The organism is Mesorhizobium sp. WSM4832, assembly GCF_055811115.1.
In genome coordinates this window covers 160,896-179,267 of sequence record NZ_JBVVQH010000013.1, presented here as the reverse complement: position 1 = coordinate 179,267, position 18,372 = coordinate 160,896, and the positions used below count along the sequence as shown (strand labels likewise).

Sequence of the window (18,372 nt, the reverse complement as noted above, 5' to 3'; positions counted from 1 at the left end):
TTGCGGTTGAGCCCGCGGTTGATCTATTCGTCCCAGGCCTGCACGACGGTCTGCCGCGCGATGCGGCCGTTCTTCAGCTCCAGCATTGCGGCGCAGAACACCTTTGTGCCGTCCGGATAGGCGCAGGCCTGGGTGAAAGCGAGGCTGTCGCCCTCGGCGATCGTGGTGTCGACCTTGTGGGTCATCGCCCGGCTGCAGATGTCGTCCCAGAAGGTGCTGATCGCCGCGCGTCCGCGGATCTCACGCGGCTTGCTCGGCGGGTTGTTGCGGTCGATCACCCGCACCAGCGCATCGTCATTGTAGAAGCTCGACAGCAGCTTGCCGTCACGGCCTTCGATCGCCTTCTTGATCGCCGCGCCGTCCACGGTTTGGGTCTTGGTCAGCATGTTATCCTCCATGTTGTTGACGAGGGAAGCGCTGCCCGGCGTTCATCGCCGGCCAGGGATTTCGTTCACTGCGACTTCGCCTTGACGGCCGCGAAGACGCCGTCGGTCTGCTTCTTGAAAGTGGCGAGGTCGACCTGGCTGCCGTTGAGCATCGTCGACCAATGGCGAACGATTGCCGCCATCGCGATCGTTTCCTTGATCTCCTCGTCGCTGGCGCCGTTGAGCTTGGCCGCCTCGGTGTGGAAATAGATGCAGTATTGGCAGGGGATCTGCGAGGCGACCGCAAGCCCCATCAGCTCCTTGGTCTTGCCGTCGAGCGCGGTGTTCGGGTTGAGCTGCACGCCCTTGATCTCGGCCCAGGCGCCGGCGACCGCGACATCGGGCAAAGTCTTGAACATGTCGGGCACCGAGCCGAGGGTGGCCTGGATGTCCTTGTAGGCGGCGGTGGCCGAAGCGTCTTCGGCATGCGCCGGGGTGATGGCCAGCAATGCGCCCGCGGCAAATGCCAGCAATCCGATCTTGCGACTGAGTTTCAGCACTTCATCCTCCATTTCGCAGTGCACCTTCGGCGACATCGCCCGGCCTGCATGGGGAGAATTGATATCGCCTACCGCACCCCGACCGCTTCCCCCGAAAGCGCCATGGCTCTCATGGCCCGTCCGGGCCAGGGTGCCTGGCTGAAAATGCCGCCGCCGCCGCTCGTGACGGCAGATCGAGCTTGAGCAGGATATTGGCGACATGGCGCTTGACCGTGTGCTCGCTGAGGCTGAGCTCGGCGGCGATCGCCGCATTGCTCTTGCCATCGGCGACCAGGTTCACCACCTCGCTTTCGCGCGCGGTCAGCGCCGCCGGCTCGGCAGGCTTTGGCTTGGTCCGACAGGCCGGCTCCAGATGCTGCTCCGACGTCGCCAGAACCGCCGGCAGGGGCTCATCCAGCTCATCGAGGCTGACACGGCCGGCATCGATGAAATGCAGGCCGGAGCCCACGGCGAGGTCGGCGACCAGCCGCGAGGCGAGGATGTCGCCGCGTCCGGCGTGGGTGGCGAGCTGCATCGTCACCCGCGCCGTCAGCCCGACCGGCTGGCCGCGCATTTCGATCTCGCCGACATGCGCGCCTTGCGCGCTGGCCACGCCGATCTGCTGCGCCGCCTCGCGCAACGCCGCGGCGCAGCGTATGGCGCGCGCCGGCCCGTCGAAGCGCGAGATCATCAATTCGCCATGCGTGCCGGCCGTGCGTCCGCCATGGCGGCTGACCAGAAGCCGCCAGGTTTCCTGGAAGCGCTGGCTGCGCTCGCTCCACATGCGATCGCCGAGCTTGGCGGTGTCGTAGATGCGCGTCACCAGCAGCGCTGCGAGCACGCGCTCGGTGTCGGCCACGGCGGGCTCGCCGGTGAGGCATTCCTCGACTAGGTCGGCCACGCGATCGACATCGCCGGTCCAGATCGGATGGTCGCGCCCGGGTATCTCGACCAGCCGGGCGTGGGGAATTTTCTTGGCAAGGAAGCGGCTGGCGTCGGGGTCGACACGGGCGTCGTTGCGGCGATGGATGAGCAGCGTCGGCGCGCTGATCATCGCCAGGATGCCGCGCACGTCGATATCGGCGTTCATGCGGGCGAGCGCCGCCGCGGCCGTCGGGCTGGCCGACAGCCGCTCGAACCGCGCCCACCAATGGGTGAAATGGGTATCGTCCACCCGGCCCGGTGCGAAATTCGGCAGCGTCGCGCCGGTGCCCCATGATGTTTCCGCCGTTTCGATAAAGGCCTCCAGCCGTTCCGGCGGCATCACCCATTTGTGGAAATGCGCGTAGCCGCCGTAGAGCACCAGCGCGCGCGTCCGTTCCGGATAGGTGGCGGCGAACAGCATCGCCATTGGCGCGCCTTCCGAAGCGCCGAGGATCGCCGCCCGGCCGCTGCCGGCGGCGTCCATCACCGCGCGCACGTCGTCCATGCGGGTCTCGAGGCTGGGCAGATGCCGGGTATCGACACGGTCGGAAAGCCCGGTGCCGCGCTTGTCGAACAGGATCAGCCGCGAGAAGGCGGAAAGCCGTTTCAACAGGCGGCTGTAACCTTCGTCTTCCCAGTGCAGGTCGAGATTGGAGATGAAGCCCGGCACGAAGACCAGATCGAACGCGCCTTGGCCGACCACCTGATAGGCGATCCGCACATCGCCGCTACGGGCATATCGGGTCTCGATCGGCCTCACAAGTTCTTCCGCCTGGCCTGACGATTTCTGATCGTCAAACATAGCAGAGCCGCGGCGATAGCGGCAGCCTAAACTTTAGCAGAAAGAAATATAAGGCCGTCTAGAGCCGCGGCTATTCTTGCGAAGCGGCGATGTCGGCCGGGAAGGCCTTGAGTCCAAGCTTCGCGTCGGCCTCGGCCGGGGTGATCGGCCGCTTGATCTTGGCCGAGGCGGCGATCACGAGGTCGTCGAAATTCGCGGTGCCGCTGTCCAGCATCTCGAAGAACTGGCGCCGCATCCGTGGCTCCCAGAACTTGTTGATGTGCTCGGCAACCCCGGCAATGCCTTCCTCGCGCGGCTTCGAATGGAAGAACGCTGCGATCTGGTTGGCCATGCGCACCAGCTTTTCCGCGGTGCTGGTGATGTGATCTTCGTCATGCGACATGCTTGGCAACTCCGCAAGCCACTCGGTCGGGATGGGTGAAAATATCGAAATCGTCGCCGCGCACCAGCGCCACCAGCGTCATGCCGGCGGCGTCCGCCGTGCGGATGGCAAGCGCGGTCGGCGCCGAAACCGCCATGATGATCGCGGCGCCGATGGCCGCCGTTTTCTGCACCATCTCCACCGAGACGCGCGAGGTCACGACAACGGCGCCGCTCGAGCCGTCGATGCCGGCCCTGGCCAGCGCGCCGGCGAGCTTGTCCAGCGCATTGTGGCGGCCGACATCCTCTCGCGCCATCACGATGCCCTTGCCGGGCACATAGAAGCCGGCCGCGTGCACCGCGCCGGTTTCAGTGTGCAGTGGCTGCTGCTTCGACAGCAGCTTGACCGAACGGGTGACGTCCTCGGCGTTGAGCGTAAGCTTCGACGCACCGACCACGTCGACCGAGCGCATTGCTTCCTCGATGGATTCGATGCCGCACAAGCCGCAGCCGACCGGCCCGGCCAGCCGGCGCCGCCGCGCCTGGAAACGCGTATTGGCCTTGTCCTTGAGCCTGATCTGGATATCGATGCCGGCGCCGAGATCCTCGACTTCGATCGCCTCGATCTCCGCAGGGTCGGCGATGATGCCTTCGGTCAGCGAGAAGCCGAGCGCGAAATCCTCGAAATCGGCGGGGCTCGCCATCATCACCGCATGCGTGGTGCCGGCAAAGGAAAACGCCACCGGCGTCTCTTCCGGCACCATGCGGTTCGCGGCCGCGGTGCCGCCAGCGCGATGCGCGAGACGAGAGGTCTGAGAGATAGGAGGGCGTTCGTTCGTCACGAGGCGCATCCCTCGGGCCTGCCCATCCTTCGCAGCAACTGGCGCGGCCGGCGCCTTTCCTCCCCCCCGTCGATGGGGGGAGTGGTGTCGCGCTACGCTCGACGGAGTGGGGGTCGATCAACCGCCAAGATCGAAATTCTCATGGTCGAATGCCTTGCCCAAGGCTACTCCGCCGCCTCCAGCGGGGCGATGCGGCGGCTCTGCTTGGCCTGTTCGTTATAGTCCTTCTGCCAGTCGGTCGGCCCGTTGGACGGCGCCACCTGCACGGCGGTGACCTTGTATTCCGGACAGTTGGTCGCCCAGTCCGAGAAGTCGGTGGTGATCACGTTGGCCTGCGTGTCCGGATGGTGGAAGGTCGTGTAGACGACGCCGGGCGAGACGCGGTCGGTGATCAGCGCGCGCAGCGTGGTTTCGCCCGAACGGCTAGCCAGCCGCACCCAGTCGCCGTCGCGGACGCCGCGGACCTCGGCGTCATGCGGGTGGATCTCCAGCCGGTCCTCGGCATGCCACATGACGTTCTCGGTACGCCTGGTCTGCGCGCCGACATTGTACTGCGACAGGATACGGCCAGTGGTGAGCAGCAGCGGATAGCGCGGGCCGGTCCGCTCGTCCGTCGCCACATATTCGGTGCGGATGAACTTGCCCTTGCCGCGCACGAAGCCGTCGACATGCATGATCGGCGTGCCGAGCGGCGCCTTCTCGTTGCAGGGCCACTGCACGGAACCGACGCGGTCGAGCAGCTCGAAGGAGACGCCGGCGAAGCTCGGCGTCGTCTTGGCGATCTCGTCCATGATCTGCGACGGATGCGTGTAGTTCCAGTCGAGCCCGATGGCGCGGGCAAGCTCCTGCGTCGCTTCCCAGTCGGCGTAGCGTGCCTTGGGCTCAATGACCTTGCGCACCATGTTGATGCGGCGCTCGGCATTGGTGAAGGTGCCGTCCTTCTCGAGGAAGGTCGAGCCCGGCAGGAAGACATGCGCGTAGTTCGCCGTCTCGTTGAGGAAGAGGTCGTGCACGACCACGCATTCCATAGCGGCGAGGCCGCTGGCGACATGCTTGGTGTCGGGATCGGACTGCAGGATGTCCTCGCCCTGGATGTAGATGCCCTTGAACGAGCCGTCGACGGCGGCGTCCAGCATGTTGGGGATGCGCAGGCCGGGCTCATCGTCCAACTTCACGCCCCACAGGCTCTCATAGATGTCGCGCACCGCTTCGCCCGAGATATGGCGGTAGCCCGGCAGCTCATGCGGGAACGAACCCATGTCGCAGGAGCCCTGCACATTGTTCTGGCCGCGCAGCGGGTTCACGCCGACGCCTTGCCGGCCGATATTGCCGGTGGCCATGGCGAGGTTGGCGATCGCGATCACCGTGGTCGAGCCCTGGCTGTGCTCCGTGACGCCGAGGCCGTAATAGATCGCGCCGTTGCCGCCGGTGGCATAGAGGCGCGCGGCGCCCCGGATCAGTTCGGGATCTACACCGGACAGCTTGCCGACAACCTCGGGGCTGTTCTCCGGCAGGGCCACGAACGACGCCCAGTCCTGGAACTCGGCCCAGTCGCAGCGCTCGCGGATGAAGGCTTCGTCGAACAGGCCCTCGGTGACGATGACATGCGCCAGCGCTGTCAGCACCGCCACGTTGGTGCCGGGCTTCAGCGGCAGGTGATAGTCCGCCTCGACATGGGTGGACTTGACCATCTCGGTGCGGCGCGGATCGAGCACGATCAGCTTGGCGCCCTGGCGCAACCGCTTCTTCAGCCGCGAGGCGAACACCGGATGAGCTGAAACGGGGTTGGCGCCGATGATGACGGCGACGTCGGTGAACTCGACCGAATCGAAATCCTGCGTGCCGGCGGACGTGCCGTAGGTCTGGCCGAGCCCATAGCCGGTCGGCGAGTGGCAGACGCGCGCGCAGGTGTCGACATTGTTGTTGCGGAAGCCCTGCCGCACCAGCTTCTGGACGAGATAGGTCTCCTCGTTCGTGCAGCGCGAGGAGGTGATGCCGCCGATCGCTGTGCGTCCGTATTGATACTGGATGCGGCGGAACTCCTTCGCCGTATGTGCGATCGCCTCTTCCCAGCTTACCTCGCGCCACGGATCGGTGATCTTCTCGCGGACCATCGGCGACAGGATGCGATCCTTGTGCGTGGCATAGCCATACGCGAAACGGCCCTTGACGCAGGAATGGCCGTGGTTGGCCTTGCCATCCTTGTAGGGCATCATGCGGATGACTTCGTCGCCCTTCACCTCGGCCTTGAACGAGCAGCCGACGCCGCAATAGGCGCAGGTGGTGACCGCCGAGCGCTCCGGCATGCCCTTTTCGAGCACCGTCTTCTCGCGCAGTGCGTCGGTCGGGCAGGCCTGCACGCAGGCGCCGCAGGAGACGCATTCCGAAGTGATGAAGTCCTCATGCATGCCGGCGACCATGCGGGACTCGAAGCCGCGGCCCTCGATGGTCAGCGCGAAAGTGCCCTGCACCTCTTCGCAGGCGCGCACGCAGCGCGAGCAGACAATGCATTGCGCCGGGTCGTAGGTGAAATAGGGGTTGGATTCGTCGCGGGCGATATAGTCGACGGCCAAAGAGCCGTGGCCCGGCGCCACGCCGCCTTCTTCCTTGACGTGGTTACGGCCTTCGACGCCGTAACGGTTCTCGCTCAGGCCGACCGACTTCGCCACCGCGTCGAATTCGCTGGCGCCGGTTCCGGCCTTCTCGTTCCAGCCGGTCGGATGGTCGGAGACATAGAGTTCCATGACGCCACGGCGGATGGCGTCGAGCCGGTCCGACTGCGTGCGCACCACCATGCCTTCGCCGACCGGCGTCGTGCAGGAGGCCGGCGTGCCGCCGCGCCCTTCGATCTCGACCAGGCAGACGCGGCAGGAGCCGAAGGAGTCCAGCATGTCGGTGGCGCAGAGCTTCGGAATCTCGACCCCGCCCTCCATCGCCGCGCGCATGATCGACGTGCCTTCCGGCACGGTGATGCTTTGCCCGTCGACGGTCAGCGTGACCTGCTTCGTCGCTTTCGATTCTGGCGTTCCGTAGTCGATCTCTTCGATGAGTGTCGGGAAGTCGGCCTTGATGTTCATCTGCCAGCTCCTATTCAGCAGCCACGCGCGCAGGCGCCGGCTTGAAATCCTCGGGGAAATGCGTGATCGAGCTCATCACCGGGTAGGGCGTGAAACCGCCCAGCGCGCAAAGCGATCCAAACTTCATCGTGTTGCAGAGGTCGGTGACCAGCGCGAGGTTCTTCTCCGCCTCTATTCCCGCCGCGACCTTGTCGAGAACCTCGACGCCGCGTGTCGAGCCGATGCGGCAGGGCGTGCACTTGCCGCAGCTTTCGATGGCGCAGAATTCCATGGCGAAGCGCGCCTGCTTCAGCATGTCGGCCGTGTCGTCGAACACGGTGATGCCGGCATGGCCGATCAGTCCGTCACGCTTGGCGAATTCCTCGTAGTCGAACGGCGTGTCGAACAGCGCGCGCGGGAAATAGGCGCCGAGCGGACCGCCGACCTGCACCGCCTTCACCGGTCGCCCCGAAGCCGTGCCGCCGCCGATGTCGTCGACGATCTCGCCGAGCGTCAGGCCGAAGGCCGTCTCGAACAGGCCGCCATGCTTGACGTTGCCGGCGATCTGGATCGGGATCGTGCCGCGCGAGCGGCCCATGCCGAAATCCTTGTAGTAGGCGGCGCCCTTGTCCATGATGATCGGCACCGAGGCCAGGCTGATCACATTGTTGATCACCGTCGGCTTGCCAAACAGGCCCTGGATGGCCGGCAGCGGCGGCTTGGCGCGCACCACGCCGCGCTTGCCTTCCAGGCTGTTCAACAGCGAGGTTTCCTCGCCGCAGACATAGGCGCCGGCGCCGACGCGGATTTCCATGTCGAAGGCGTTGGGCGAACCCAGCACATTGACGCCGAGCACGCCCGCCTTGCGGGCGATCGCGACCGCCTTGTTCATCGTCGCCACCGCATGCGGATATTCCGAGCGGATATAGACGAAACCCTTGGTCGCGCCGGTGGCGATGCCGGCGATCGCCATGCCTTCGATCAGCACGAAGGGATCGCCTTCCATGATCATGCGGTCGGCGAAAGTGGCGCTGTCGCCCTCGTCGGCGTTGCAGACGATGTATTTCTGTTCGCCTGCCGTATCCAGCACCGTCTTCCACTTGATGCCGGTCGGGAAGCCTGCGCCGCCGCGGCCGCGCAGGCCGGATTCGGTAACCTGCTTGACGACATCGGCCGGCGCCATTGCGACTGCGTTTTGCAGGCCCGCCAGGCCGCCATGCGACTTGTAGCTGTCGAGCGACAACGGATCGATAACGCCGCAGCGCGCGAAGGTCAGCCGCGTTTGTTTGGCGAAGAAGGGGATCTTGTCGGGGGAGCCCAGCCAGCGCTTGTGATGGCCGCCTGTGAGAAAGCCGCTGTCGAACAGGCTCTTGACGTCGGACGGCTTGACCGGTCCGTAGGCGACGCGGCCATTGGCCGTCGCCACTTCGACCATCGGCTCCAGGAAATAAGCGCCGCGCGAGCCGTTGCGCACGATCTTGGCTTCGACGCCGCGTTCGCTCAGCTCCTTCTCGATCGCCTTGGCGACCTTCTCGGCGCCGAGCGCCAGCGCGCCGGAATCCGCCGGGATATAGATCCGCGGGATCATGAACGCACCTCCGCGACGATCTCTTCGATCTTCTCGTCATCGAGCCGGCCGATGACTTCGCCGTCGAGCATCGCCGACGGCGAGCAGGCGCAAAGCCCGAGGCAGTAGACCGGCTCCAGTGTAACCGATCCGTCGCGCGCGGTCTCGTGGAAATCGATGCCGAGCAACTGCTTGACCTTGGCCGCGACGGCGTCCGAACCCATCGACTGGCAGGCTTCGGCCTGGCAGAGCTTCAGCACGTGCCGGCCGGCGGGCTTGGCGCGGAAGTCGTGATAAAAGCTGACGACGCCGTGCACCTCGGCCCGGGAGAGGTTCAGCCCATCGGCGATCACCGGCAGCGCGTCCTTCGGAACGTGCCCGAACTCTTCCTGTATGCTGTGCAGGATCGGCAGCAACGGGCCCTCGAGGCCCTTCATCTGGTCAATGATCGCCGCCGTGCGCGACGCGATCTCGGTACTTGCGGCCTGCATGGTCACGCAGCGCCCTCCCTGGGTCGTGGCATCCAATCATATGTCGCCCAAACTCTGCAGCGATTTTGGGTCAACGACATGCATGGACGCAATATCGCTAAGTCCTTAGGAAATCAGAGGAAACCTCCGAAATCAATAAAGCGCTCCCGTTGCTCGATAGAAATTTTCTATCGAAATTAGGCAGCCCGCAATCTCTAGCCTAGCGATGGGTGCGGAAATCGTCCGCCAGCGTCATCGCCTCGTCCAGCAGCGCCTGCACCAGCGGCGTGTGCGGCTCGCGCTGAGCGGCCACCAGCCCGACCGTGTGGCTGGCGTCCGGTTCGACGATGGGAATGGCCCGGATGGGTTCGGAAAAGCCGAACGTTTCCGCGAGGTTGAGCGGCATGATCGACGACCACTTGCCGGTCCTTATATGCGAGAACAGGACGATCATCGAATTCGACTCCAGCGTCGGGCGCACCTGCACGCCGGCTTCCGCCAGATGCTGGTCGATGATGCGCCGGTTCTGCATATCCGGCGTCAGCAGGCAGAGCGGCAGATGGCTGATCTCGGCCCATGTCACTTTGTCGCGGTCGGAATAGGGGTTCCCGACCGCCGTGATCAGCTGGTAGCGCTCGTCATAGAGCGGCACGCTGGTGACGCGCCCGAGCGGCTCGTTGTCGAGATAGGTAATGCCGGCATCGACATCGAAATTGCCGAGCAGCGTCAACACCTCGATCGATGTGCGCGACAGGACCGAGAAGGTGACGCCCGGATGCTTTTCGCGGAACGGCGTCGTCAGCCGCGCCACCATGGCAAGGGCGGTCGGGACTGCGGCGATGCGGATGCGGCCGGCAAGACCGTGGCGAGCCGCCCGCATCTCCTCGCGCATCGTCCTTGTGTCGCCCACGATGCGGCGCGCCCAGCCCAGCACCTGCTTGCCCTCCGGCGTCAGGCCCTGGAAGCGGGAGCCGCGCAGCACCAGCATGACGCCGAGCTGCTCTTCGAGCTGCTTGATGCCGGCCGACAGCGTCGGCTGGGTGACGCCGCACACCTCCGCGGCCCGGCCGAAATGCTCCTCCTTGGCCAAAGCGATGAAGAATTCCAGCTTGTCGATCATGCCATCCGATCCACCACGGTTTGCCCAAGGTCGGGGAAATCGCCTTGCCGCGCAAGTCGCACGCACAATCGGACGTCGTCCACATTTTTGAGCCGGCTATCTGTTTTCCCAAGCCCCGCACGGCGGTATGTGGGATAGGAGGATGCAGGAGGACGAGATGCTGGGCTGGTTTCGCAAGCTGTTGCCGCGCGAAGATCGCTTCTTCGATCTGTTCGAGCGGCATTCGCGCACCGTGGTCGGCGGCGCCGAGGCCCTCGAGCAGCTTCTCCATGGCAAGGACATCGACCGCTGGTGTCAAAGGATCATCGATCTCGAAGACGAAGCTGACGGCATCACGGCCGAGGTTCTGCTTGCCGTCAGGCGCTCCTTCATCACGCCCTTCGACCGCGGCGACATCAAGGATCTGATCCAGTCGATGGATGACGCCATCGACATGATGCACAAGACCGTCAAGACGGTGAAGCTGTTCGAGGTGAGGGAGTTCGACCCCCTGATGCAGGAAATGGGTGACGTCATCGTCCAAGCCGCCCGATTGGTCGCAGAGGCCATCCCGCTGCTCGGCAAGGTCGGCGCCAACGCCGTACGCCTCAATGCCATCGCCGAGGAGGTCATGCGCGTCGAGGGCCGCGCCGACGATCTGCACGAGCAGGGCCTGAAGGATCTGTTCAAGCGTCACGGCCGCAGCGACCCGATGGCTTATCTGATCGGCAGCGAGATTTATGGCCAACTGGAAAAAGTGGTCGACCGCTTCGAGGACGTCGCCAACGAGATCAGCGGCATCGTGATCGAGAACGTATAGGCGATGGACGCCACGATCGCTTTTCCCCTGTTGGTCGGCCTCGTTGTCGTGGCGCTGTTCTTCGATTTCCTCAACGGCCTGCACGATGCCGCCAATTCGATCGCGACCATCGTCTCCACCCGGGTGCTCAGGCCGCATTACGCGGTGTTGTGGGCAGCTTTCTTCAATTTCATCGCCTTCCTGTTTTTCGGCCTGCATGTCGCCGAAACGGTGGGAAAAGGCATCGTCGATGCCAGTATCGTCACGCCGGCGGTGATTTTCTCAGCACTTGTCGGCGCCATCGTCTGGAACATCGTCACCTGGGTCGCGGGCATTCCGTCAAGCAGTTCGCACGCGCTGATCGGCGGCCTGGTCGGCGCCGGCGTCGCCAAGGCCGGAACCGGCGCCATCGTCTGGTCGGGGCTCGGCAAGACGGTCGCGGCGATCGTGCTCTCGCCGGCGACCGGATTTGTCCTTGCGCTCCTCCTCGTTCTCGTGGTCTCCTGGCTGTTCGTGCGCCAGACGCCGTTCGCCGTCGACAGTTCGTTTCGCGTGCTGCAGTTCTTTTCCGCCTCGCTCTATTCGCTTGGGCATGGCGGCAATGACGCGCAGAAGACCATGGGCATCATCGCCGTGCTGCTCTATTCGCAAGGCGCGCTCGGCCAGACTTTCTATGTGCCGCTGTGGGTGGTCCTCACCTGCCAGTCGGCGCTGGCGCTGGGCACGCTGTTTGGCGGCTGGCGCATCGTCCATACGATGGGATCGAAGATCACGCGGCTGAACCCGATGCAGGGTTTTTGCGCCGAGTCGGGCGGCGCCATAACGCTTTTCGCCGCCACCTGGCTCGGTGTCCCGGTCTCGACCACCCACACCATCACCGGCGCCATTATCGGCGTGGGCGCCGCCCGTCGCGTCTCCGCCGTGCGCTGGGGCATCGCCGGCAACATCGTCGTCGCCTGGGTGGTCACCTTGCCGGCGACGGCGGCGATTTCCGCGCTCACCTATCTCGCTACGCGGTTGGCCGGATGATGCGCCCGGATCCCGACCGCGGAGCTATTTGCCCGCGAGGTTCAGGATGTTGCCGTCAGGGTCCTTGAACCAGGCGACCTTCATGCCGTCGCCGACATGGATATCGCCCTCAAGCGATAGGCCGGGCATCTCGTAGTGCTCGAAGGTGACGCCCTTCGACTTCAACGATTTGACGATTACGCCGATCTCGTTGCCGACCGCCCAGGTTACCGCTGTCGCCTTGTTGGTGCCGGCAAATTGCGAATGATAGACGTTGATGAGCGTGTCGCCGCTTTTGTAGACGATCAGCTCGCCGCCCATGTCGTCCACCTGCCTGAGGCCCAGCGTGCCTTCATAGAAGGCCTTTGCTTTCGCCAGGTCCTTGACCGCGAGATTGGCCGTCGCGTTGCTGTTTTCGAGCATGGCCGTCTCCTTCCCGGATTGTCCGTGTCCTCGCTCAGGTAACCGAAATAGGGCAGGCGGGCCGTTTGGCCATGACAAGCCAGGACTGCCGGTCCGTCGGGAGCCTCATCCGGCAAATCCGACGTGGGCCGTCGTTTTCGGGAGCACCTCGGACAAGCGATTGTTCCACGGCTTGGTTCTCGCGGGAAACTGCACTATCTGACACCCCGAACGCCGAGGAAGAAAATCATGGCCGTCACCAAGGAATCCGTCATCGAGCGCCTGAAAACGGTGAACGGGCCTGACTTCACCGGCAACATCGTCGATCTCGGCATGGTCTCGGAGATATTCATCGCCGATTCCAAGGTATTTTTCTCGATCACCGTTCCCGCTGCCCGCGCGCAGGAGCTGGAGCCGTTGCGCACCGCCGCCGAGCGTGCGGTGAAAGCGATCCCCGGCGTCGCCAACGCCGTCGTCGCGTTGACCGCCGAGAAAAAGGGCGGCGGCATGGAAGCGCCGGTTCGGCCGCGCCCAGCGCCGGGACCGTCTTCACCGGCAGCGCCGCCACGCCCGGCGCCGCAGGTTGCTCCGCAGCGTCCGGCGCCGCACGCGCCAGCATCGCAGAGCCATGGCAGGCGCGGCGTGCCCGGCATCGATGCCATCATCGCGGTGGCTTCGGGCAAGGGCGGCGTCGGCAAATCGACCACCGCGGTCAACCTGGCGCTCGGCCTTGCCGCCAACGGGCTGCAGGTCGGCGTGCTCGATGCCGACATCTACGGTCCGTCGATGCCGCGGCTGCTCAACATCCATGGCCGCCCGCAGACCGTCGACGGCAAGGTGCTGAAGCCGATGCAGAATTACGGCCTCAAGGTGATGTCGATGGGCTTCCTCGTCGATGAGGAGACGCCGATGATCTGGCGTGGCCCGATGGTGATGTCGGCGTTGACGCAGATGCTGCGCGAGGTCGAATGGGGCTCGCTCGACGTGCTTGTCGTCGACATGCCGCCCGGCACTGGCGACGCCCAGCTCACCATGGCCCAGCAAGTGCCGCTCGCCGGCGCCGTCATTGTCTCGACGCCGCAGGACTTGGCGCTGATCGACGCGCGCAAGGGCCTCAACATGTTCAAGAAGGTCGACGTGCCGCTGCTCGGCATCGTCGAGAACATGAGCTATTTCCTCGCGCCGGACACCGGCAAGCGCTACGACATTTTCGGCCATGGCGGCGCGCGCCGCGAGGCCGAACGCCTTGGCGTCACCTTCCTCGGCGAGGTGCCGTTGGAGATGGGCATCCGTGAAAGCTCGGATGCCGGCACGCCGGTCGTTGCCTCCAAGCCGGACGGTGCCGAGGCGAAGATCTATCGCGACATCGCAAGCAAGGTCTGGGAGCGAGTCCAGGAAGAGCGCGGCGCGGCCGAAGCCGCCGTGCCGAGCATCGTGTTCGAGTAACCCTCGCGGAGAGGGTCAGGCGCCGACCTTCTCGCCGAACGCCGAGAAGAACTGCCCCGCAAGTTTCTTCGATGTCGACTCGATCAGCCGGCTGCCGAGTTGCGCGATCTTGCCTCCGACCTCGGCCTTGGCGGCGTATTTGAGCACGGTCGCGTCCGGCCCGTCGGCGGTCAGCGTGACGTCGGCGCCACCCTTGGCGAAGCCGGCAATGCCGCCCTTGCCTTCGCCCTGGATGGTGTAGGAATGCGGCGGCTTGAGATTCTTCAGCGTGACTTCGCCGTTGAAGGTCGCCTTGATCGGCCCGATCTTCAGCACCACGGTGGCCGCCATCTCGGTATTCGAATTCTTCTCCAGGCTCTGGCAGCCGGGTATCGCCACCTTCAGGATGTCCGGGTCGTTGAGGGCTTCCCACACTTTCTCTATGGGTGCGGCGATCCGCTCCTCGCCTTCGATCACCAAAGCCATCAAGACCTCCCGGATTGCTGATGCTGATTGGTCGTAGCGCGTGGTCCGAAACAAGTCTATCGCACCAAAGTCCGGGTCGCGGCGCGCCTGCCTCTTGCCTGCATGGACGCATTGTCCTATCGATTTGTCATACAAATACGGAGACCATCATGGCAGGCGCCCCCACCAAGAAGAAGAAATTTCGCTCGCAGGAGTGGTTCGATAATCCCGACAATCCGGGCATGACGGCGCTCTATCTCGAGCGCTACCTGAACTACGGCCTGACGCGCGCCGAGCTGATGTCGGGCAAGCCGCTGATCGGCATCGCGCAGACCGGTTCCGACCTTTCGCCCTGCAACCGGCACCACCTCGAGCTTGCAAAGCGCGTGCGCGAAGGCATCGTCTCGATGGGCGGCATCCCGTTCGAGTTCCCGTGCCATCCGATCCAGGAGACCGGCAAGCGCCCCACCGCGGCGCTCGACCGCAACCTTGCCTATCTGAGCCTCGTCGAGGTGCTCTACGGCTATCCGCTCGACGGCGTCGTGCTCACCATCGGTTGCGACAAGACCACGCCGGCGCTGTTGATGGCGGCCGCCACCGTCAACATTCCGGCCATAGCGCTGTCGGTCGGCCCGATGCTCAATGGCTGGCACAAGGGCAAGCGCACCGGCTCCGGCACCATCGTGTGGGAATCACGCCAGCGCCTGTCGGCCGGCGAGATCGGCTATGACGAGTTCATGGATATCGTCGCCTCCTCGGCGCCGTCGACCGGCTATTGCAACACCATGGGCACGGCGACCACCATGAACTCGCTGGCCGAGGCGCTCGGCATGCAGCTGCCGGGCTCGGCCGCCATTCCGGCGCCATACCGCGAGCGCGGCCAGATTTCTTACGAGACCGGCAAGCGCATCGTCGAGATGGTGCATGAGGACCTGAAGCCCTCCGACATCATGACCCGCCAGGCCTTCGAGAACGCCATCGTCGTCAACTCGGCGATCGGCGGCTCCACCAACGCGCCGATCCACCTTAACGCGATCGCCCGCCATCTCGGCGTGCCGCTCGACAATGACGACTGGCAGAAGATCGGCCTCGACATCCCGCTCCTCGTCAACCTGCAGCCGACGGGCGAGTATCTTGGCGAGGACTATCACCATGCCGGCGGCGTGCCGGCGGTCGTCGCCGAACTGATGAAGGGCGGGCTGCTGCCGCATCCCGACGCGGTCACCGTCAACGGCAAGACGATGGGCGACAATTGCCGTGACGCGGTCAACGAGGATCACGATGTCATCCGCAGCGCCGACAAGCCGCTCAAGGCCAATGCCGGCTTCATCAATCTCAAGGGCAATCTGTTCGATTCCGCCATCATGAAGACCAGTGGCATCTCGCCCGAATTCCGCGAGCGCTACCTCTCCAACCCGAACGACCCGGAGGCCTTCGAAGGCAACGCCATGGTCTTCGACGGTCCGGAAGACTACCACGCCCGCATCGACGATCCGGCGCAGGGCATCGACGAGCACACGATCCTGTTCATGCGCGGCGCCGGCCCGGTCGGCTATCCGGGCGGCGCCGAGGTCGTCAACATGCAGCCGCCCGCCTATCTCATCAAGAAGGGCATCCATGCGCTCGCCTGTATCGGCGACGGCCGCCAGTCCGGCACCTCCGGCTCGCCGTCGATCCTCAACGCCTCGCCGGAAGCTGCCATCGGCGGTGGCCTGGCGCTGCTCAAGACCGGCGACCGCGTCCGCATCGACCTGAAGAAGGGCACCGCCAACATCCTGGTCAGCGACGAGGAGATCGCCAAGCGGCGTGCCGCGCTGCAAGGCAATGGCGGCTACCACTATCCCAAGCACCAGACGCCGTGGCAGGAGATCCAGCGCGGCATGGTCGACCAATTCTCGGCCGGCATGGTGCTGAAGCCGGCGGTGAAGTATCAGGACGTCGCGCATACCAGCGGCGTGCCGCGCGACAATCACTGATCTTGTAGTCGGCTAAATCGTGAGGGCGGCTTTCGGATAGCGGGCCGCCCTTTCCCATGCCTTGTTTCGGCCCCCCGGCATCCACAGATAAGCTCGATCTCGGCACGGCTTGCGAAGGAGAGAGACCATCGTGGCGAAACGGCGTTCTTCCCTTGGCTTCCTCGGCATGTTCGGCCGCTCCGGCGACCTGCGCCAGCTCGATGACGCGCTGCGCAAGGCCGACCTGCATCCTGCCCTGGTTCCCGAGGGCGTAAAACTCACCATCGTCAATTTGATGAACGACCGCTGGCCCGATGAGCCACCGGCGGACGCCTATGCGTCGGTGGCGCAGCTCTGCGGCTATTGCGTCGCCGGACCGCAAGTGTTCGAGCAGGCCAATGGCCCTGAGACGACATCGGCGGTCGAGCGCCGCATCGAGGCGGCGCTGGAGGCCGGCGACAGCTTCGACGCGCAGATCGTGCTGATGACGCTGCACGCCAAGCTGATCAACGCCGAGGTCGTCGAGCGCTACGGGCTGAGTGCCGAATGATGAAGCTCACCCGCCCATGCCGCTGCGCGGCAATTTGATCATCTCGCCGAAGCGGGCGCGCAGTTTGTCGTCGAGCAGGCGCGGGACGTGGCGCGGGAAACGCTCGGCGAGCACGCGTTTCTTCTCGGCGATTGCCCGCGACAGGATGTCGGGCCGGCCCTTTTCGTTCCATTCCTTCGGCGAGAAACGGTCGCCGACGGCGGGATAGAAATACTCGGTCTGCATCAGCTTCAGCGTCTGCTCGTTGCCGAGGTAGTGGCCCGGGCCCTTCGTGCAGACATCGGATATCGTGTTGATCGACAGCGCGTCGTCGGTCACCTCGATGCCGCGCACGCAGCGCAGGCAATGCCCGAGCATGTCGTTGTCGATGATCAGGCTTTCGAGACAGAAGCCGAGCAGCGAGGCATGCATGCCGGCCGATTCATAGACGAGATTGAGGCCGGACAGCCCCGCCATGACATTGGTGATGCCTTTCTCGTAACCGGCCTGGATGTCGGGCAGCTTCGAGTCCGACATGCCGGCGGCCGAGCCGCCGGGCAGGTCGTAATACTGCGCCATCTGCGCGCAGGCGGCCGTCAGCACCGCCTGCTCGGCCGAGCCGCCGGACATGGCGCCCGTCCTGAGGTCGGAAACGAACGGCCATGTGCCGAAGATCGCCGGATGCCCGGGCTTGATGGCATTGACATAGACCAGCCCCATCAGCACTTCCGCCACCGCCTGCACCACCGCGCCGGCAATCGCCGCCGGCGCGGTGGCGCCGGCCTGGCCGGCCGACAGAAGCAGGATCGGGATGCCGCCCTCGACGCAGGCTTCGAGCACGCCGCAGGCGTCCTCGGCGAATTTCATCGGCGGCACCACGAAGCAGTTCGAGTTCGACACGAACGGCCGCGCCCGGAAATTCTCCTCGCCGCCGGCGATGGCATAGAGCATTTCGAGCGCCGGCTTGACGTTCTCGCGCACGGTGAACGAGGTGCCGACATGCTTGGACGTCCCCATCACGCAGGCATAGAGAGTATTGAAATCCATATCGAGCGGGTCGGGAATGTCGCGCGGCACCATGGTGCGCTGGAAGAAATGGATGTTGTCCAGTCCATCGACGAGACGGGCGGCGTCGTAGAGATCCTGCAGCAGCGATTCGCGATATTCGCGCTTCTCGACATCGACCAGGTGCACCGCCGCGCCCGCCGTGCCGTAATGCACGCGTTTGCCCTGGATCAGCATGTCATGCTTCGGATTCTGGCCATGGAGGGTGAAATTGCGCGCCGCTCGTCTGACCGTGTCCAGCACCAGCGCGCGCGGCAGCCGGATGCGGCCGTCGTCGCCATAAATGCCGCCGACCCGGGTCAGCGCTTCGATGCAGGACGGGATGGCGTTGGCGAAGCCGACCGTCTCCAGCAGCGTCAGCACCGCTTCGTGGATGCGTTCCCGGTCATTCTGGCTCAATGGCCCGTAGCTGCCGCCTTCAAGCCCCGCTCGCACCGGGCGGATGTCGTCGGCTAAGGGCGCCGCCCGCATCGCACGGCGCGCTTCGCGCCCGCCGGAACGCCGCGAACGCTGGTCCGCCGCAGCTTCCTGCTTCTCAAGAGCCACTGACATGGAAGCACTCCACCTTTGTCTTTATCTGTGAGACGGGACGCGGCGGTTGGTCCACCATCGGCCTGCCTCATCCCCTTCTGGCCTCGACTATGCCGCCGGCATTGGTACAGCCTATGGGCCAACCGATCCCGTCGAATATGCCAGAATT

Annotated in this window: 17 protein-coding genes; 5 read left to right on the top strand and 12 right to left on the bottom strand. The window is 64.9% G+C overall.

Features of this window, described 5'->3' with window-relative positions; genetic code table 11:
* Positions 1–23: 23 nt before the first annotated feature.
* The 9 genes from AC0L2L_RS19505 to AC0L2L_RS19465 form a co-directional block, all read right to left on the bottom strand.
* Complete coding sequence (locus AC0L2L_RS19505; protein ID WP_027166011.1) at positions 24–386, bottom strand: nuclear transport factor 2 family protein; 363 nt, start codon at positions 384–386, stop codon at positions 24–26.
* A 65-nt stretch (positions 387–451) separates the two neighbouring features.
* Positions 452–925: a carboxymuconolactone decarboxylase family protein gene (locus tag AC0L2L_RS19500; protein ID WP_473580302.1), complete on the bottom strand. Its 474-nt coding sequence runs from the start codon at positions 923–925 to the stop codon at positions 452–454.
* A gap of 109 nt (positions 926–1,034) precedes the next feature.
* Entirely contained in the window at positions 1,035–2,588 is a 1,554-nt protein-coding gene (locus AC0L2L_RS19495) for an alpha/beta fold hydrolase (protein WP_473580300.1), read from the bottom strand.
* 112 nt (positions 2,589–2,700) lie between these two features.
* A complete protein-coding gene (locus AC0L2L_RS19490; protein ID WP_473580299.1) occupies positions 2,701–3,012 on the bottom strand; it encodes a formate dehydrogenase subunit delta in 312 nt (103 codons plus the stop codon).
* Positions 3,002–3,841 (bottom strand): formate dehydrogenase accessory sulfurtransferase FdhD, encoded by an 840-nt coding sequence (gene fdhD, locus AC0L2L_RS19485; protein ID WP_473580297.1) that lies wholly within the window; start codon positions 3,839–3,841, stop codon positions 3,002–3,004. Before fdhD ends, AC0L2L_RS19490 begins: the two co-directional genes overlap by 11 nt.
* 155 nt (positions 3,842–3,996) lie before the next feature.
* Positions 3,997–6,909, bottom strand: a complete 2,913-nt coding sequence (gene fdhF, locus AC0L2L_RS19480; protein ID WP_473580296.1) for a formate dehydrogenase subunit alpha — start codon at positions 6,907–6,909, stop codon at positions 3,997–3,999.
* Positions 6,910–6,919: 10 nt separating this feature from the next.
* Positions 6,920–8,476 carry a formate dehydrogenase beta subunit gene (locus AC0L2L_RS19475; RefSeq protein WP_473580294.1) on the bottom strand — a complete coding sequence of 519 codons (1,557 nt, stop codon included), beginning with the start codon at positions 8,474–8,476 and terminating at the stop codon, positions 6,920–6,922.
* Complete coding sequence (locus tag AC0L2L_RS19470) at positions 8,473–8,952, bottom strand: formate dehydrogenase subunit gamma (RefSeq protein WP_027166004.1); 480 nt, start codon at positions 8,950–8,952, stop codon at positions 8,473–8,475. The genes AC0L2L_RS19475 and AC0L2L_RS19470 overlap by 4 nt, the downstream gene beginning before the upstream one ends.
* Before the next feature lie 193 nt (positions 8,953–9,145).
* On the bottom strand, positions 9,146–10,045 hold the full coding sequence (locus AC0L2L_RS19465; protein ID WP_473580293.1) for a LysR family transcriptional regulator: 900 nt from the start codon (positions 10,043–10,045) through the stop codon (positions 9,146–9,148).
* Positions 10,046–10,202: 157 nt separating this feature from the next.
* On the opposite strand from AC0L2L_RS19465, the gene AC0L2L_RS19460 reads away from it, so the two are divergent.
* On the top strand, positions 10,203–10,844 hold the full coding sequence (locus AC0L2L_RS19460; protein ID WP_473580291.1) for a DUF47 family protein: 642 nt from the start codon (positions 10,203–10,205) through the stop codon (positions 10,842–10,844).
* Between the two features lie 3 nt (positions 10,845–10,847).
* Entirely contained in the window at positions 10,848–11,852 is a 1,005-nt protein-coding gene (locus AC0L2L_RS19455; RefSeq protein WP_473580290.1) for an anion permease, read from the top strand.
* A 24-nt stretch (positions 11,853–11,876) separates the two neighbouring features.
* Here the strand turns inward: AC0L2L_RS19455 and AC0L2L_RS19450 are convergent, their stop codons facing one another.
* The gene (locus tag AC0L2L_RS19450) at positions 11,877–12,254 is read right to left on the bottom strand and encodes a VOC family protein (RefSeq protein WP_473580289.1); all 378 of its coding nucleotides are present in this window, start codon (positions 12,252–12,254) and stop codon (positions 11,877–11,879) included.
* Positions 12,255–12,479: 225 nt separating this feature from the next.
* Between AC0L2L_RS19450 and AC0L2L_RS19445 the strand changes: the two genes are divergently transcribed.
* Entirely contained in the window at positions 12,480–13,679 is a 1,200-nt protein-coding gene (locus tag AC0L2L_RS19445; protein WP_473580356.1) for an Mrp/NBP35 family ATP-binding protein, read from the top strand.
* 15 nt (positions 13,680–13,694) lie between these two features.
* Here the strand turns inward: AC0L2L_RS19445 and AC0L2L_RS19440 are convergent, their stop codons facing one another.
* Complete coding sequence (locus tag AC0L2L_RS19440; RefSeq protein WP_473580288.1) at positions 13,695–14,144, bottom strand: SRPBCC family protein; 450 nt, start codon at positions 14,142–14,144, stop codon at positions 13,695–13,697.
* A gap of 149 nt (positions 14,145–14,293) precedes the next feature.
* On the opposite strand from AC0L2L_RS19440, the gene AC0L2L_RS19435 reads away from it, so the two are divergent.
* Positions 14,294–16,099, top strand: coding sequence for an IlvD/Edd family dehydratase (locus AC0L2L_RS19435; RefSeq protein ID WP_473580287.1), 1,806 nt, complete (start codon positions 14,294–14,296; stop codon positions 16,097–16,099).
* Positions 16,100–16,229: 130 nt separating this feature from the next.
* Positions 16,230–16,628, top strand: a complete 399-nt coding sequence (locus AC0L2L_RS19430; protein WP_473580286.1) for a hypothetical protein — start codon at positions 16,230–16,232, stop codon at positions 16,626–16,628.
* Positions 16,629–16,634: 6 nt separating this feature from the next.
* Here AC0L2L_RS19430 and AC0L2L_RS19425 read toward each other — a convergent pair whose 3' ends face one another.
* Positions 16,635–18,224 carry a trimethylamine methyltransferase family protein gene (locus AC0L2L_RS19425; RefSeq protein WP_473580285.1) on the bottom strand — a complete coding sequence of 530 codons (1,590 nt, stop codon included), beginning with the start codon at positions 18,222–18,224 and terminating at the stop codon, positions 16,635–16,637.
* Positions 18,225–18,372: the final 148 nt, after the last annotated feature.

What these genes read in the sequence shown, in the direction of transcription:
- AC0L2L_RS19435 (WP_473580287.1), top strand. Translation starts at nt 14,294, where the DNA reads ATGGCAGGCGCCCCCACCAAGAAGAAGAAATTTCGCTCGCAGGAGTGG.
- AC0L2L_RS19460 (WP_473580291.1), top strand. Translation starts at nt 10,203, where the DNA reads ATGCTGGGCTGGTTTCGCAAGCTGTTGCCGCGCGAAGATCGCTTCTTC.
- AC0L2L_RS19450 (WP_473580289.1), bottom strand. Translation starts at nt 12,254, where the DNA reads ATGCTCGAAAACAGCAACGCGACGGCCAATCTCGCGGTCAAGGACCTG.
- fdhF (WP_473580296.1), bottom strand. Translation starts at nt 6,909, where the DNA reads ATGAACATCAAGGCCGACTTCCCGACACTCATCGAAGAGATCGACTAC.
- AC0L2L_RS19475 (WP_473580294.1), bottom strand. Translation starts at nt 8,476, where the DNA reads ATGATCCCGCGGATCTATATCCCGGCGGATTCCGGCGCGCTGGCGCTC.
- AC0L2L_RS19465 (WP_473580293.1), bottom strand. Translation starts at nt 10,045, where the DNA reads ATGATCGACAAGCTGGAATTCTTCATCGCTTTGGCCAAGGAGGAGCAT.
- AC0L2L_RS19455 (WP_473580290.1), top strand. Translation starts at nt 10,848, where the DNA reads ATGGACGCCACGATCGCTTTTCCCCTGTTGGTCGGCCTCGTTGTCGTG.
- fdhD (WP_473580297.1), bottom strand. Translation starts at nt 3,841, where the DNA reads ATGCGCCTCGTGACGAACGAACGCCCTCCTATCTCTCAGACCTCTCGT.
- AC0L2L_RS19505 (WP_027166011.1), bottom strand. Translation starts at nt 386, where the DNA reads ATGCTGACCAAGACCCAAACCGTGGACGGCGCGGCGATCAAGAAGGCG.
- AC0L2L_RS19425 (WP_473580285.1), bottom strand. Translation starts at nt 18,224, where the DNA reads ATGTCAGTGGCTCTTGAGAAGCAGGAAGCTGCGGCGGACCAGCGTTCG.
- AC0L2L_RS19490 (WP_473580299.1), bottom strand. Translation starts at nt 3,012, where the DNA reads ATGTCGCATGACGAAGATCACATCACCAGCACCGCGGAAAAGCTGGTG.
- AC0L2L_RS19440 (WP_473580288.1), bottom strand. Translation starts at nt 14,144, where the DNA reads ATGGCTTTGGTGATCGAAGGCGAGGAGCGGATCGCCGCACCCATAGAG.